12 protein-coding genes and 1 pseudogene are annotated in these 15,281 nt (G+C 35.6%); 9 read left to right on the top strand and 4 right to left on the bottom strand.

The window, feature by feature from the left end:
• Positions 1-262 precede the first annotated feature (262 nt).
• The 5 genes and pseudogenes from JUJ52_RS00740 (at position 263) to JUJ52_RS00720 (ending at position 6,645) form a co-directional block, all read left to right on the top strand.
• Complete coding sequence (locus JUJ52_RS00740) at positions 263-2,374, top strand: BglG family transcription antiterminator (RefSeq protein WP_026681728.1); 2,112 nt, start codon at positions 263-265, stop codon at positions 2,372-2,374.
• Positions 2,375-2,385: 11 nt separating this feature from the next.
• Complete coding sequence (locus JUJ52_RS00735; protein ID WP_026681729.1) at positions 2,386-2,652, top strand: PTS sugar transporter subunit IIB; 267 nt, start codon at positions 2,386-2,388, stop codon at positions 2,650-2,652.
• A 36-nt stretch (positions 2,653-2,688) separates the two neighbouring features.
• Positions 2,689-4,050: a PTS ascorbate transporter subunit IIC gene (locus JUJ52_RS00730; RefSeq protein ID WP_026681730.1), complete on the top strand. Its 1,362-nt coding sequence runs from the start codon at positions 2,689-2,691 to the stop codon at positions 4,048-4,050.
• 549 nt (positions 4,051-4,599) lie between these two features.
• A pseudogene (locus tag JUJ52_RS00725) lies at positions 4,600-4,998 on the top strand (TerC family protein).
• Positions 4,999-5,919: 921 nt separating this feature from the next.
• A complete protein-coding gene (locus tag JUJ52_RS00720; RefSeq protein ID WP_121604954.1) occupies positions 5,920-6,645 on the top strand; it encodes a ZIP family metal transporter in 726 nt (241 codons plus the stop codon).
• 483 nt (positions 6,646-7,128) lie between these two features.
• Here JUJ52_RS00720 and JUJ52_RS00715 read toward each other — a convergent pair whose 3' ends face one another.
• Genes JUJ52_RS00715 through JUJ52_RS00705 form a run of 3 tightly spaced genes read right to left on the bottom strand, consistent with a single transcriptional unit; the run spans position 7,129 to position 9,502 of the window.
• A complete protein-coding gene (locus JUJ52_RS00715) occupies positions 7,129-8,529 on the bottom strand; it encodes a ferrous iron transporter B (protein ID WP_205388451.1) in 1,401 nt (466 codons plus the stop codon).
• Positions 8,519-9,250 (bottom strand): FeoB small GTPase domain-containing protein, encoded by a 732-nt coding sequence (locus JUJ52_RS00710; RefSeq protein WP_205388452.1) that lies wholly within the window; start codon positions 9,248-9,250, stop codon positions 8,519-8,521. Before JUJ52_RS00710 ends, JUJ52_RS00715 begins: the two co-directional genes overlap by 11 nt.
• Positions 9,251-9,502: a FeoA family protein gene (locus tag JUJ52_RS00705; protein WP_318279949.1), complete on the bottom strand. Its 252-nt coding sequence runs from the start codon at positions 9,500-9,502 to the stop codon at positions 9,251-9,253.
• 329 nt (positions 9,503-9,831) lie between these two features.
• Here JUJ52_RS00705 and JUJ52_RS00700 point away from each other — a divergent pair, with 329 nt between their 5' ends.
• Positions 9,832-10,797, top strand: a complete 966-nt coding sequence (locus JUJ52_RS00700) for a bile acid:sodium symporter family protein (protein ID WP_205388453.1) — start codon at positions 9,832-9,834, stop codon at positions 10,795-10,797.
• 74 nt (positions 10,798-10,871) lie between these two features.
• Here the strand turns inward: JUJ52_RS00700 and JUJ52_RS00695 are convergent, their stop codons facing one another.
• Positions 10,872-11,291 carry an Hsp20/alpha crystallin family protein gene (locus JUJ52_RS00695; RefSeq protein WP_205388454.1) on the bottom strand — a complete coding sequence of 140 codons (420 nt, stop codon included), beginning with the start codon at positions 11,289-11,291 and terminating at the stop codon, positions 10,872-10,874.
• A gap of 597 nt (positions 11,292-11,888) precedes the next feature.
• On the opposite strand from JUJ52_RS00695, the gene JUJ52_RS00690 reads away from it, so the two are divergent.
• The 3 genes from JUJ52_RS00690 to ectA all read left to right on the top strand — a co-directional run bounded on the left by JUJ52_RS00690 (position 11,889) and on the right by ectA (position 15,263).
• Positions 11,889-13,049: a hypothetical protein gene (locus JUJ52_RS00690; RefSeq protein ID WP_026682247.1), complete on the top strand. Its 1,161-nt coding sequence runs from the start codon at positions 11,889-11,891 to the stop codon at positions 13,047-13,049.
• 13 nt (positions 13,050-13,062) lie between these two features.
• Complete coding sequence (locus JUJ52_RS00685) at positions 13,063-14,328, top strand: metal-dependent hydrolase family protein (protein ID WP_205388455.1); 1,266 nt, start codon at positions 13,063-13,065, stop codon at positions 14,326-14,328.
• A 455-nt stretch (positions 14,329-14,783) separates the two neighbouring features.
• Positions 14,784-15,263: a diaminobutyrate acetyltransferase gene (gene ectA / locus JUJ52_RS00680; RefSeq protein ID WP_121604957.1), complete on the top strand. Its 480-nt coding sequence runs from the start codon at positions 14,784-14,786 to the stop codon at positions 15,261-15,263.
• Positions 15,264-15,281 lie beyond the last annotated feature (18 nt).

Genomic DNA, 15,281 nt, shown 5'->3' with positions numbered 1-15,281 from the left:
TTGAAAAGACCTATATAAATGAAAGATTATATAAAGCGAAGATAGTTGATATTACTTGAACTATCTTCGCTTTTTCATGGATATAGGCTGTCTGTGATGTTGCTCTACTGTTTATTATTGCAAAATCATAATCTTACATTTTATGGTCTGTGAAACCTCTTACACAAACGTAATAATAGGGTTATAATTACGGTGTAAAGCGATGCAAAAATAAATCAGCTTTTTATTTTTGCAAAATTACTTTCTAGAAAGGTATTTCAAAATGGTATTAGATAAAAGGCGCGCGTACTTATTATCTATAGTTATGAAAGAATGTAAACCAATTCACACAAGAAGATTATCTGAATTATTGGGAGTTTCTCAGCGTACCATTTACTACGATTTAGACCAACTTAATAATTGGCTGACAGAGCAATGCTTAGAACCAATCCAAAATTGCTATGGAAAAGGAGTTTATTTAGTAGATAAGACTAGAAAAGAATTAATTTATCAAGGGATTATTGTGACGGATGACTATGCATATCAATTTTCAGAGCAAGAAAGAAAGTTACTCCTTACAATCAGGCTATTGACTGATAATGAGCCTTCTACTATGAGAGGCTTTATGGATATGACTAACATGAGTCGTAGTTCTGTAATAAAGGATATAAAGCATGTTAAAGCTTATTTGTCCAAGCATTATCTTCGTCTGCATTATACAAGACCAATCGGCTATCAAGTTGACGGTTCGGAAGAGCAGAAAAGGAGACTAGTTGCTCATATTTTATCCTATACATTATTACAGAAAGAATCAGATATATTTCAGAAAAAAATCTATCAAATTCTCAATCCGTTTTCTAAGCTGTACCATCAAGCTGACCATGCTAGGGAAGCTATTCTAGCTATCATTCATGAAGCGGAATGCGAACTTGGTTTAACGTTAACAGATGAAATGGTAGAAATGCTGTTAATACAGTTATTGGTAGTAGTGAAGCGAGTAAAGGCAGAACAAATTGTAGCAATTGATATAGAAGAAAAGAATGTATTACGTCAATCTGTATACTTTCACGCAGCTCAGTTCATATCTAATAGATTAACTACTAAATATCAACTGGAAATCCCAGATGATGAAATATGTTTTTTAACAATGAGCTTACTAGGCTTAAAGGTCCATCATGATGATTTTCGAAATTATACAGAACGAGAATTACGTGGTCTTCAACGTGTGGTTCATCGTATGGTATCAGAATTCCAAAATAATGCATGTGTCATTTTTGATGATCGAGATGGTCTAGAGAGGAATCTTATTTCACATATTAAACCAACATATTATCGTTTGAAGTATGACGTAAAATATTCCAATCATTTAACAGAGAGCATTCGAAAAAATTATGAAGAAATTTACCATTTTACAAAGCAAGTTATCGTTCATTTGGAGTACTATGTCGGCAAACAGATACCAGAGGATGAGATTGCATATATTTCTTTACATTTTGGCGGATGGTTAAAGAAAGAAAAAAAACAGGTGAATGTAAATTATCGGGCTATTATTGTATGTGAAAATGGGATAGGGACATCAAATATGCTAAAAACCCAACTGGAAAGCTTAATCGTTGGACTTGATGTAGTTGCTGTTCAATCCATCCGTGAATTTAATCAGCAACACCATCAGGTAGATGTTATTTTTTCAACGAATTATCTTAAAGAGAAGGATATCCCAGTTATTCATGTAGCACCGATTTTATCCAATCATGATAAGGAACGTATTTTAATGCAAGTGAATGATATGTTTAACATAGAAACCGTAACTCATGATGAAACGAATGCATTTATGGAGATAATTGCGAGGTTCGCTTCGATTAGAGATCCAATTGGCTTACAAGAGACTTTAAAAAAAATGCTGCAGGATCGAACTCATCATGTAAAGGAGATACGAAAACCAATGCTTAATGAGTTGTTAACAGAGAAAACGATACAGTTCAGAGATCATGTGTCTAATTGGCAAGAGGCTATTAAAGTAGCAGCAGAGCCTTTAGTTTTGCAAAGAGCAATTAAACCAACTTATGTTAAGGAGATGATCGATAATGTGAAGGAGATGGGCCCATACATCGTATTAGCACCAAACATAGCTCTGCCACATGCAAGACCAGAAACTGGAGTAGAGAGATTAGGTATGAGCTTTTTGCGATTAAAGGAACCAGTATATTTTTCAGCAAAGGAAAAGCACCGTGCACAGTTAATCATTGTGCTAGCAGCTATTGATAATGAAACTCATTTAACTGCGCTTTCTCAATTGACAGACCTTCTGTCGGTAGAAGAAAATGTACAGCAGTTAATTGCATCAGAAAATATACAAGATGTACAGAATATCATTAACCAAATTAATCTTATTTAGGAGGAAATAACATGAAAAAAATACTAGTTGTTTGTGGAAATGGGTTAGGAAGTAGCATGATTGTTGAAATGAACGTGAAAGCAATCTTGAAGGAGCTTGGTAAAGAGGCTGATGTATCTCATACAGATTTAGCTACAGCAAAATCTGAACAAGCCGATGTGTTCTTAGGGTCAGAAGATATTGTTAATAGTTTAGAGGATGGTAAGAAAAATGTTATTAAGCTTAAAAATCTAATGGATAAAGGAGAACTTCGAGACGCGATTGAGCAAAACATCTAACTTTACTATACATTTAAAGAAGGGGGAGACGTATAAATGATTGATTTAATAATGAATGATGTGCTAGGAACACCAGCAATCCTTGTTGGGTTATTTGCCTTAATCGGATTAATAGCTCAAAGAAAGAATGTTGCCGAAGTGGTTTCTGGAACACTCAAAACAATTATGGGCTTTGTGATTTTAGATGCAGGAGCAAATGTTATTGTATTGGCACTTGGGCAATTTTCTAGTATGTTTAATGAAGCTTTTAGCGTAGACGGTGTTATTCCAAATAATGAAGCAATAGTGGCGGTTGCTCAGCAAAGTTTTGGAACGGAAACGGCAATGATTATGTTGTTTGGTATGGTAGTAAATATTATATTAGCACGACTTACACCATATAAATACATCTTTTTAACTGGACATCATACGATGTTTATGGCATGTATGATTGGTGTAATCCTAACAACAGGTGGACTTACAGGTGTAATCCTAATTGTGGTGGGATCAATTATATTAGGTTCATTGATGGTTCTTTCACCAGCTATGCTGCAGCCATTCACACGTAAAATTACTGGTTCAGATGATTTTGCGATAGGTCATTTTGGATCAATGGGTTACGTTGTATCTGCGTTAGTTGGTAAATTAATTGGGAAAAATTCGAAATCAACAGAAGAATTAAAGGTGCCTAAGTCTCTTGGATTCCTTCGTGATACTTCCGTTTCTGTATCATTAACGATGGTGATTTTGTTCTTTATCGTAGCTGCTTGTGCTGGTCCTACATTTATTGAATCGGAATTAAGTAACGGACAAAACTTTCTAGTATTTGCTTTCTTACAGGGGTTAACATTTGCTGCAGGTGTATATATTATTTTAGCTGGTGTTCGAATGCTTTTAGGAGAAATAGTACCGGCCTTTAAGGGAGTGGCAGATAAATTTGTTCCTAATGCCAAACCGGCTTTAGATTGTCCTGCTATCTTTCCTTTCGCTGGAAACGCTGTTATTATCGGTTTTTTATTTAGTTTTATTGCAGGATTAATGAGTATGCTTCTTCTTCCTTTATTTGATTTGAAAGTAATTGTTCCAGGATTGGTACCACATTTCTTTACTGGGGCAGCCGCTGGGGTGTTTGGAAATGCTACTGGTGGACGTAGAGGTGCTGTTATTGGAGCAATGGCTAACGGGTTTATTATTAGCTTCCTTCCAGCATTATTACTCCCTGTATTAGGAACACTTGGATTTGAGGGTACGACATTCGGTGATGCTGATTTTGGCATAGTTGGGATCATACTAGGGAATTTGATTCAGTTTATTCAATCTAATCTATTATTTATCATCGTTATTTTTGTAGGCTTAGTCGTAATTTACGCCGTCGGCTGGAAGACGGTAAAGAATGTAGAGAAGAAAGACGTGGCATGATTATTTATACTACCTGGTATTTGAATCTTTGGAATGCCAGGTTTTTATTTCTATAGATTAGATCATGCTGATAATGAAGTAATTGGCTTGCTTATTATGTATGAAATAATACTTAGGAATTTAAGTAACCATAGCATAGAAAGTGTTGAGAACTGGGTAATAAATAACGAAATATGTTTTTGGATAACTACGTATTATTGAGTGCTGAGGGTGAAAAGTATGTCGATAGTTCTGAGGAGTTTCTAAACCATAAGAAAATAATAAATTTATTTACGGGGGATATGTAAATAAAAATATGATACGATGATTGTCTTTAGGGGTTATAATTTAACATTAGCATACTATTAACAAAAGGAAAGGATAAGCATACTTTTTAAATTTGAAGCCTTCGCTAATGATATGAATTCAAAAATCTTCGTGCTGCCTTTGTTTTTGAACAGTTCCTTTGTAAAAATTATAATAGCTTTGACTGTTTAGGTCTGATACTATTTCCTAGCACATAGATTAATAAAATCTCACGTTTATAAAAACGAGAGAGAAAGTAGTATCATGGGATTAATTGAGTCTATAATTAAAATATTGTTAGTGAACTTGATTCTAAGTGGTGATAATGCTGTTGTAATAACGTTGGCAAGCAGACGTCTTTCCGATCATTTAAAAAAGGTTGCCGTGATATGGGAGATTTTAAGAGCAATTGTCCGAATGCTCTTTGTTTTTATCGTTCTATATCTCTTAAAATTACCTTTCATTCATTTGATTGGTGGCATTCTTTTACTCATAGTAGCCTATAAGCTACTAGAGGACAAACAGGGGGAGTAAATTATAAGAATAGGAAGTTCCATGTGGGAATCTATTGTACTTATAATTGTTGCTGATTTAATCATGAGCTTAGATAATGTATTGGCAATTGTAGCTATTTCTAATATGGTGATATATTTCTTATCATGATTGGCATCATTGTCAGTAATTCCACTCATTATTATAGCCAGTCAATGTAGGATGGAATTAATGGAGGCGGTTACCAATCATTATGTATGGGAGAGCGGCTCTATTTACATATACAGCAGGAGAATGCTCCAGAGAGAGACTCTTGTGCAAAACATTTTGAAAGCGTTATCTTTATCGGAAGCGTACTTACGCTTAATTATTATTTTAATTGTTCTTAGTATAGGAGAGTACCGAAGAAGTAAGTAAAAAAGAGTTAGTGTTTTAGGAGGTGTCTCCAAAGACAAAACATGAAGGGTGAACGATAAAATTATCCTCCCAGATAAATTAACTGTAGTTGGCTATCATAAAGAATTAAAAAACATCATCCATTAGTAATGAGTCAATGGGCGATAAATGCTTTTGTTCCGAATATGCGCAGATGCACATACTCCGTCCTCAGTGAAGTTACCTAAATCAGGTGAGTGGCCAGTCTTCAATGCAGATGGTGAATTATTTAATTAGCTGGTTTATGAATTTAGCAAATAGTATTTTAGTGGATGCATATCTTTTGAGCAGAAATTAATTATGGACTGAATGGATTAAGAAGGTTGTAGCTTGAAAGGGAGTTGCTTTTCTTGCATACATAGAAAATTAAACATAGTAGATAATCATAGCCGTAAGACAAATAGCAACTTTGGCAAGAAACCTCATTTGGATCCCTCCATACATGTATTATCTATAGCTTTAATTCAAGTATAAAGCAGCATTTTTAAGTATGTATGAAATGATGGTAAACAATGTGTAAAAAATGGATGAAAAATACACGTATTCATGAACATTTATCCCACATATAACTGGCAGTAAAACCCTCACTGATTGAATTTTCACTTTCATTCATTTTTTCTGAGCTTGTATAAATATATCCTTAAGGAGAGGTTGTGAATGAAATTAGTAGTCATCGTAGGTGTTCTTGTTTTTATTGGTCTTTTATTTGGAGGTTTCTTAGCATCGATTATGAAAATTATTTTTAACAAACAGACTGCAAATCTCTATCTGTTTGCTTCTGGTATACTTATAGGAATTGTAGTTTTCATGTTAGTTCCTGAGGCTATGGGTCATTATAATCGTTTAGGATTAATAATTGGAATTCTAGGTGGCGTATCCTTTATGTTATTTCTTGAAACCAATGTATTAAAATCTGTTAATAGTGACCAGCTGAGACCACGGATGATTTTAAGTTCGTTTTTTTTAATCATAGGAATTGTATTTCATAATCTGCCAGTTGGACTGATGGTAGGTATGGAATTAGATAGTGCTACCTGGTTGTTAGATGGAACACTATTAGGGCCATTTGTGATTCACCAGATACCTGAAGGAATGGCTTTATTTGTGTCTTTTTTAGCTTGGACAGATACGCTTTCTCCCTTTCTGATTACTGCGTTTTCGTTAGCATTTTTTATGATTTTATTTATAGCAATAGGACATTTTGTAATGGATTTTACATTCAAAACAAAATCTGTTTGCATGGGAATCGCGATAGGCACACTAGGATATGCTAGCATTCATGGTATTCATTATCGCAGGGGCAGTTTTTCAACATCTTATATTCATCTCCTATTAGGGGTACTGTTTATTCTCATTTATACCGTTTTGATTAAAAGTCATTAATGGACATTGGAAAATAAACATACTATTAAATCAATATAGTAGTTTCTACCCGAAAGTTTGGTAATTGTCCCTAGATCATCCAAATTTCTGTTTCTTGTTAATTACTGATAGAAAAGGTTGTTTGCCTATTTAGTAACCGCAGTGTAAGATGGATCTAGCAGAAATGACACACAGTATGTCCCGAGTTGGTAAGTGCATTGATAACGGACCAATGGAATTGTTTTGGAGAACTCAGAAATGTGAGAAGTATTATCTACATAGGTAAGGAACGTTTAAAGAGCTTTCAAAAGCAATTGATGATTATATCGAATGATAGATATCAAGTAAATGAAACGGCCTTAGTCCCTGTTGATAGAGCTAAAGCCGCTTAAATCCATTTTTATTATTAATTATTTCCACTGTTTACTTGACAGGGCGCAGTTCAGATATTGCCCACTAATCTTCGTATGTGTTGAAAGAAACAATCAACAACCAAGGTTAAGCTTATACAAGCCCTAAACCTCTAACGATTTGTGCAATTGTAAACGTTACTGTAATAGCAATTGCGGTTGGCAGCGCAAAAGCAGCAAATGTCCATTTAGGACTTTTAGTTTCTTTCCATATATTTAACATTGTTGTACCACAAGGATAATGTAAAAGGGAAAATAGCATCATGTTTAATGCGGTTAACCAAGTCCATCCATGATCAAGGAAAATTTGCTTTAGATCATTAAGATTATCTACTTCAATCATAGAACCTGTTGAAAGGTATCCCATCAATAAAATTGGTAGGACAATTTCATTTGCAGGAAATCCGAGTATAAAAGCCATTAAAATAAATCCATCTAAACCAATGGCTTGTGCGAATGGATCGAAAAAGCCAGCAACATGCTCAAGTATACTTAAATCAGCAATAAATATATTTGCTAAAATCCAAGTAATAACTGAAGCTGGTGCCGCAACAATAACAGCCCGTTTTAAAACAAACCAAGATTTATCTAAAGTAGCTCGGACAATCGTGTTCCATATTTTGGGTTTACGGTATGGAGGCAGCTCCAATGTATAGTGGGAGGGGACGCCCCTTAGTAATGTTTTTGAAAGAGCCCATGATACAAATAGTGTCATGATTACACCGAATAATACAATTCCTACAACGACAGCAGCTGATATGAATGTATTCATTCCCCCAGAAAAGCCTGCAGCCATGAATAAACCTGCGAGCAATATTAATAATGGCCAGCGCCCATTACATGGAACAAAATTATTTGTTAAAATGGCCAGCATTCGCTCTCTTGGAGATTCGACAATACGTGAAGACATTACTGCAGCTGCGTTACAGCCAAACCCCATAGCCATCGTTAACGATTGTTTGCCATGTGCACCTGATTTTTTAAAAAAGCGATCTAAATTGAAGGCAACCCTTGGTAAATAACCAAAGTTCTCCAATAGGGCAAACATTGGAAAGAAGATTGCCATTGGTGGGAGCATTACACTAACCACCCATGATGTTCCACGATAAAATCCCTCTATTAGGATACCGTATAGCCAGTCTGGTGCTTGCAACCACTGAAATAATGCCGTTAACCAATCTTCCACAGTGGCAAAGGCTTCCGCAATGACGACACCAGGATAATTTGCACCAGCTATAGTTAAATAAATTACAACACCAAGCATAAGTAGCATAATCGGAAATCCGAAAGCCTTTGACGTGAGAATTTTGTCTAAATTTTCATCTAACCATGAGACTTTTTTATTCGAATATGCTACTGATTTGTTAGTTAGATCCTGAGAAGATGTATATATACGTGAAACAATGTGATCTCGTAAGTCATCTGATTGCATATTTTCTTGTTCATTAAAGAGATTATCTAACTGGTGTAGCTTCTGTTCAACATTATGCTCCATGACAACAATCCCCCTTTACTAATTGTTGCTGAGAATGGACGAAGTTAGGGTCTCGAATATAAGCTTTTAGTGCCTCAAGCAGTTGCTTATCTCCATCCAATAATCGAAGGGATAGCCATCTGGAAGGTAATGAGTCACCAAAAATAGCTTGTATTTTAGGCTGTAATTCATGTATTTTTTGTTCCACCTCGTCTGCGTACTGAACTTGAAACGGATGTGTCTGTATTTTGCCATCAATCATTTGGTCGATCGTTTTAAGTAATTGAATAATACCAATTTTTTCTCGGGCTGATATTAAAATAACCGGAATTCCCAATTGGCGAGATAGCTCTTCCTTATCTATGTGTATTCCTTTTCTTCTTGCTTCATCAATTAAATTGATGCAAAGAATAGCATTGCTGGTCATTTCAAAAACTTGTAATGCTAAATTTAGATTTCGGTCTAATGAAGTTGCATCTACGACAACTAAGGTTATATCTGGCTTTTCAAAAATAATAAAATCTCTTGCGACTTCTTCATCCGCAGAGTTGGAATAAAGGGAATAGGTTCCAGGTAAATCAATAACCTGATAGATATGATTATCCGTTTTAAGTTCTCCTTCCGCACGTACGACTGTTTTACCTGGCCAATTTCCAGTGTGCTGTTTCAATCCAGTTAATAAATTGAACAATGTACTTTTTCCGGTATTCGGGTTACCTGCTAAGGCAATCGTGTGACTCATTTATATCACCTCGCGATTCATTTTTTTTGCATAAATAAGTGAGCTTTCTTCTTTACGCAAAGCGATTGTTGTATGAAACACTTTAAACGCTACAGGGTCACCTAATGGACTTTTTTGTACTACTTCTATAGTCACTCCAGGTACAAAACCTAAATCTAGTAGTCTTCTTCGCATTACATTTTTTAGTTTAATAGATGTAATCTGTAGTTGATCTCCAACTTGATATTGGTAAATTGGCTTACCCTCTATCAATTTTGTCATCTCCTTTTGGTCGTTGTATAAACAGTTGGATTAGGGCAACTTATGAGTACATATAGGTATAAATATGTACGTTAACTTAGAATGTGCCTGTTTTTCTTCATTGAATATATTATGATTATAAACCAAAATTTTTACCGTGTACAACAATGGATCTTGAAAAACATATTTCTGCTTGGCTAATTAGCTTTGGTACTATACTCCTGTTTTTGTCACTTCAGCAATATGTTTAATAGGTCTTAAAAGGGCAAATTAGTACTAGACTTTATTATCAGATTTTTGTTATTATATTGAAATATTATTTAAATAAGGGGGGAGTCCACTTGAAGCTATTAGAAAAAATTAGTACAGTTGCAGGCAACACATTTGCCATCTGGGTTATTCTATTTGGGACTCTAAGTTTTATATTTCCAAGTGGTTTTTCTTGGATAGTTTCATTCATTCCGCTACTTCTAGTAATCATCATGTTTGGTATGGGGTTAACACTTTCCACGGCTGATTTTAAAGGTGTCGTTCAAGCACCAAAAAGTGTCATGCTTGCAGTATTAGCACAATATACCATCATGCCTTTATTGGCTTATGGCTTGGCCATCCTTTTTCAACTTCCATCAGAAGTAGCAGTCGGTGTTATTTTAGTTGGTTGCTGCCCAGGTGGCACAGCATCCAATGTTATGACGTTTCTAGCAAAAGGTAACACCGCACTATCTGTTTCCGTAACAGCAGTATCTACAGTGCTTGCCCCAGTTTTAACTCCAACAATGACTTGGCTATTGGCAAGTGAATGGCTGCCGATTTCGGCTGGTAGTATGTTTTTGACCATTGTAAAGATCGTTTTAATACCAATTATTCTAGGCATTGTTATTCGTATGGTATTTCGAAGACGAGTTGAACAAAGCATAAAAGTTTTACCGCTCGTTTCAGTTATTGGCATTGTTGCAGTTGCAGGTGCTGTTGTATCTGTGAATACAGAAAATATTACTTCATCAGCATTTACTGTCTTTTCAGTTGTAATTTTGCATAATGGATTAGGATTACTACTTGGATTTCTGCTAGCAAAAGTTGTAAAACTTGATATCAAAGATCAAAAGGCGGTGGCAATTGAAGTGGGTATGCAAAATTCTGGACTTGGTTCAACATTGGCACTTGCTTATTTTTCACCGATCGCGGCGGTTCCGAGTGCCTTGTTTAGTGTTTGGCATAATATTTCGGGACCTATTCTAGCAACCATTTGGGCAAAGCAAAGTGAAAATATTGATCCACCACAAGATAATGAAGAAAAATTAGCATAAATATGAAAGGAGAATGTCCTTACATTCAAAACACCATCTTAACAAAATGTTATGTTAAAATGGTGTTTTTTCTGTCAGTCATTAATATCAATGAATCGTCTACTTGAATTCTTCTTAGGAATGGTTATTTGTAATATTCCATTGTTTAAGTCAGCCTTTGTTTCTTTTTCCGATATGGTGAATGGAATCGTAATTGTTCGTTCCGCACGTTGGCCGCGGTAGCTTCTTTCCTGCTCATTGGATGAAAATTCTTCCACTGCAATACGTAATTGATTTCCGATAATCTCTAATTGGATTTGGTCACGTTTATATCCAGGTAATTCTGCTTCAACAATTACATTTGACTTTGTTTCATAGGTATGGACGTTTAAAGGGCGTTTTACCAATGAATTGAAATTCTTTGCAGATTCATTAAAGAATGTATCCATTTGTTCCATTAAGCCATGAAAGGGATTCCGTTCAACTCGCTTTAAACGATTATCGTTATTATCCACAAATAATCACCTCTTTGCTTAAATCTACACTAATAACCTATGCTTTAATGGAATAATAGTAGTGGGCGCAAGTGTAATTAGAAGCGCTATTAATAAGATAGGATAAAAATTTTAAAAACAAAGAATGATAACCAACTAGAAATAACGGTTCGTGCAACGAAGCTGCTCCTGAAAGATACTTTGCTTTTCCTCTGCTGGCTTGTTAGCAGCCTTATGCTAATGTACAGAGGGTTTTATGTTTTCCGTCCGAAACCTTTTCTTCCGTAATCGTTTATCTACGCATCTGAAGATAAAGAGTACGTTGTCCGTCTTTTAAGTAGAGCGTTTTTAGATATAAACGCCACATAAATTTCTATATTCCTTGAAAATCAAAAAAATTTTGTCGAAATTCGTCGTATATGAGCGGGAATTGAAATCATGTATCGATAATAAAGGAACCGTTTTCTTTGCTGATAAATCAATAATTGGGCTAGTTAATTCGAAAAAATTAATTAACTTATACTATTAAAACTGTAATAAATTGTCTGAAAAAACAGTATAGACAAAAATTTAAGCTGGTGATATAGTAATAAAAATTCATTTTGAGGAGGGGTTCTCTTGTTAAGTAATCCACTTATTGCTACTGCACTTATTTTTGCGTTAATTGCCCTAGGAGAATGGCTCTCCATTATTTCTAGAGCTCGGATTCCCATGCTCCTAACAGCCATGGTTGGATTCCTAGTTTGTGTCTGGACAGGAATATTTCCTGAAGACATTTTAGAAAAATCACAATTTGCTGCTTTAGGAGCTATTTTAGTAGGACCAGCTATTTTGCATATGGGGACGATGATCCCACTATCTTTGTTAAGAAGCCAAGTAAAAGCTGTATTGATTGCACTTGGTGGAGTTATTGTATCAGGAATTATTATTCTTGTTATTGTTTCGCTCATGTTTGATTATGGCACGGCTGTTGCTGGAGTTGGACCTCTAAGCGGTGGAATTATTGCTCTCCTCATTACTTCTGAAGAACTTGCATCGATTGGAAGATCAAGCTTAGTTGTTATTCCTGCTTTAATCGTAGCTTTTCAAGGTTTGTTCGGGATGCCTCTTGCACTAAATTTTATGCGCAAGTATGCAGTGAAAATACAAAACCAACTGGATAATGGAACCTTTGTGCCTATGGCAAATGAAGTTGCTGCAACCAAAGAGAAAACAAAAGCTAGTCCACTAAGAGAAAGTGCGGTTCTTAAGTTATTTTATATATTTATCGGTGCAGCTATTGGTACTACGTTAGGTGAAGTAACTCCTATTCATGCTACATTATGGTGTTTGGCGATTGGAATTGCAGGACTTAAAATTGGGATTTTTGAAACGAAGACATTAGAAAAAGCAAATTCATTCACCATTACGATGATTGCGATTGTCTTTGTAGTAATTGGTACAATGGCAGATGTAACACCACAAGAAGTACTAGCCAATTTACCAAGCATTCTATTAATTCTAATTTTGGGAACATTTGGTATTGCGCTGGGTGGGTTTATTGTTTCTAAGCTAGTCAAATGGGATCCATTAAAAGGAATGCCAGTAGCATTAACTGCATTGTTTGGCTTTCCAGGTGACTATCTCCTATGTGAAGAAGTTAGTCGAAGTGCTGCACGAAATGAAGAAGAAGAGAAAATTATCTTTAATGAATTACTAGCTCCAATGCTTATTGGCGGATTCACTACTGTTACTGTTGCATCTGTTGTTATTGCTGGGTTTTTGGTTCAAACACTATAAGGAGGAAGATTAAATGAGTAAAATAATTATTGAAAATGGCTCTGTAATTGACGGTACAGGAAAAGAACCATTAAAAAATTCAATTGTGGTTATTGAAGATCAGAAAATCACCTATGTAGGTAAACAAGAAGGGTATGCGAAATCCGGAGAAGAAGCTGTAATAGATGCTCAAGGAGGCACTATTTTACCTGGATTAATTGATTCTCATGTGCATATGATGATGGAATTTTCGCCAATTGCTGATAGGCTTGCAACACCATTCTCATTTATGTATTATCAAGCAGCTAAGTATTTAAAGACTACGTTACATGCAGGTATTACTTCAGTTCGGGACGCATTGGGGACTGATCTAGGAGTGAAAAAGGCCATTGAAGAAGGGCTTATTTCTGGACCAAGATTACAATTAAGTATTAACGCCTTAACAATTACTGGTGGACATGGAGATGGTTATACAGTTTCCGGAAATGTAGTTGATCTTTTACCTTCTAATTATCCTGGAATGCCAAGTGGAAAGTGTGATGGGGTGGAAGAGGTTCGTAAAAAGACAAGAGAAATGCTACGTGCAGGAGCTGAAGTTATTAAAGTTCATGCAACTGGTGGAGTATTGAGTGCCACAGATCACCCAGAATTTACTCAATTCTCATTAAATGAACTTAAAGCGATCGTAAAGGAAGGACGTTTTCGGAAAAACGTAAAAGTTATGGCACATGCACAAGGTGCTGAAGGGATTAAAAATGCTGTTAAAGCAGGAATTCATTCCATTGAGCATGGAATATTTTTAGATGATGAAGCCATTGAAATGATGCTTGAAAATGGTACGTTTTTAGTACCAACCTTGCTTGCGCCAGTTGCCGTTCTGGAAACAGCAAAGGAAACAGGCATGCCTGATACAGCCGTGCAAAAATCGAAAGAGGTAATTGAACAGCATAAAGCAAGTATTGCTAAAGCACATCAAGCTGGTGTGAAAATAGCAATGGGTACGGATGCTGGCGTAATGAAGCATGGGACGAATCTTCGAGAATTAGGGCTTATGGTAGACGTTGGAATGAGCCCTATGGAAGCTATTGTTGCTTCGACGAAAACGGCTGCTGAATGTTTAGGATGGGAAGAAAAAGTAGGAACAATTGAAACAGGAAAGTTAGCAGATGTTATTGTTGTAAAGGGGAATCCATTGGAGGATATTTACTCACTTGCAACGAATGAAACTGTACAAGTTGTTATTAAAAATGGGGAGATAGAGAAAAATATGCTAATAAAAGAAACGATAGCGTCGAATTAGTATTTAATAGAAGTGCTATTCCCTTAATAAATAGGGTTATGGTACTTCTTTTATTTATTGTTAAAAAACAGAAATAATTGAATGCTTGTAACATACCAATATGGTCGAGGATTCTTAATGATATATCTGCTAAATGGGCTCATTCCTATATTTTCGACGCTTTTTGGCGAATTTGAAGTTTTTTTGGAATTGCAACTAATTGAATTGGTATAACCATCGTATTTTTTAGAATTTTTGGGCGCTATTCTTAAAGGATTGCCCTTTATTTAACTGTCACCGTAACTCAGCAAGTTTAATCAAGCTATATAAGGTTTAAAGGCTTTTGACGCTTCCCCCTAATTATTTATAAGCTTATATAGTAGATTATTTACCAAAGTCTGGGAGGTGGAAGCATCCAAAGAACCATTAGCACGATTACAAAAACACGTGAAATTGATCAGGAACTTGAGTTTCGTATGCCTACAAAAGATGATGGGGCAGCTGTGTGGGAACTAATCCATGAAATTGGTAACCTTGACCTTAACTCTTCTTATAGCTATATCCTATGGTGTGATATGTTCTCAGAATCATCCATTGTTGTGAAAAGTGAAGGGGAAACGGTCGGATTCATTTCTGGGTTTATTCATCCGAATAAACCGAATACATTATTCATCTGGCAGGTTGCTGTTCGAGAAACTCAACGGGGTAAAGGGTTAGGAACGAAAATGTTGATGAAGTTGTTAGAGCGGGAACAATTATCAGAGATTCGATTTATTGAAGCAACGGTATCACCATCCAATTTACCTTCTCAGTATTTATTTTTAGGTTTAGCAAAAAAGCTAGACACAGAATGTGTGGTTGGAAATTATTATTTATCAATTGATTTTCCACGAACAGGACATGAAGATGAGCAACTGTATAAGATTGGCCCTTTTCAAAAGGGAAATAATGAATAAAAGGATGATTTGGTGACT

Origin of the sequence: Virgibacillus sp. AGTR (assembly GCF_016919725.2) — a bacterium.
GTDB classification, from domain to species: domain Bacteria; phylum Bacillota; class Bacilli; order Bacillales; family Amphibacillaceae; genus Virgibacillus; species Virgibacillus salarius.
This window is presented reverse-complemented; position numbering and strand designations above follow the sequence as displayed.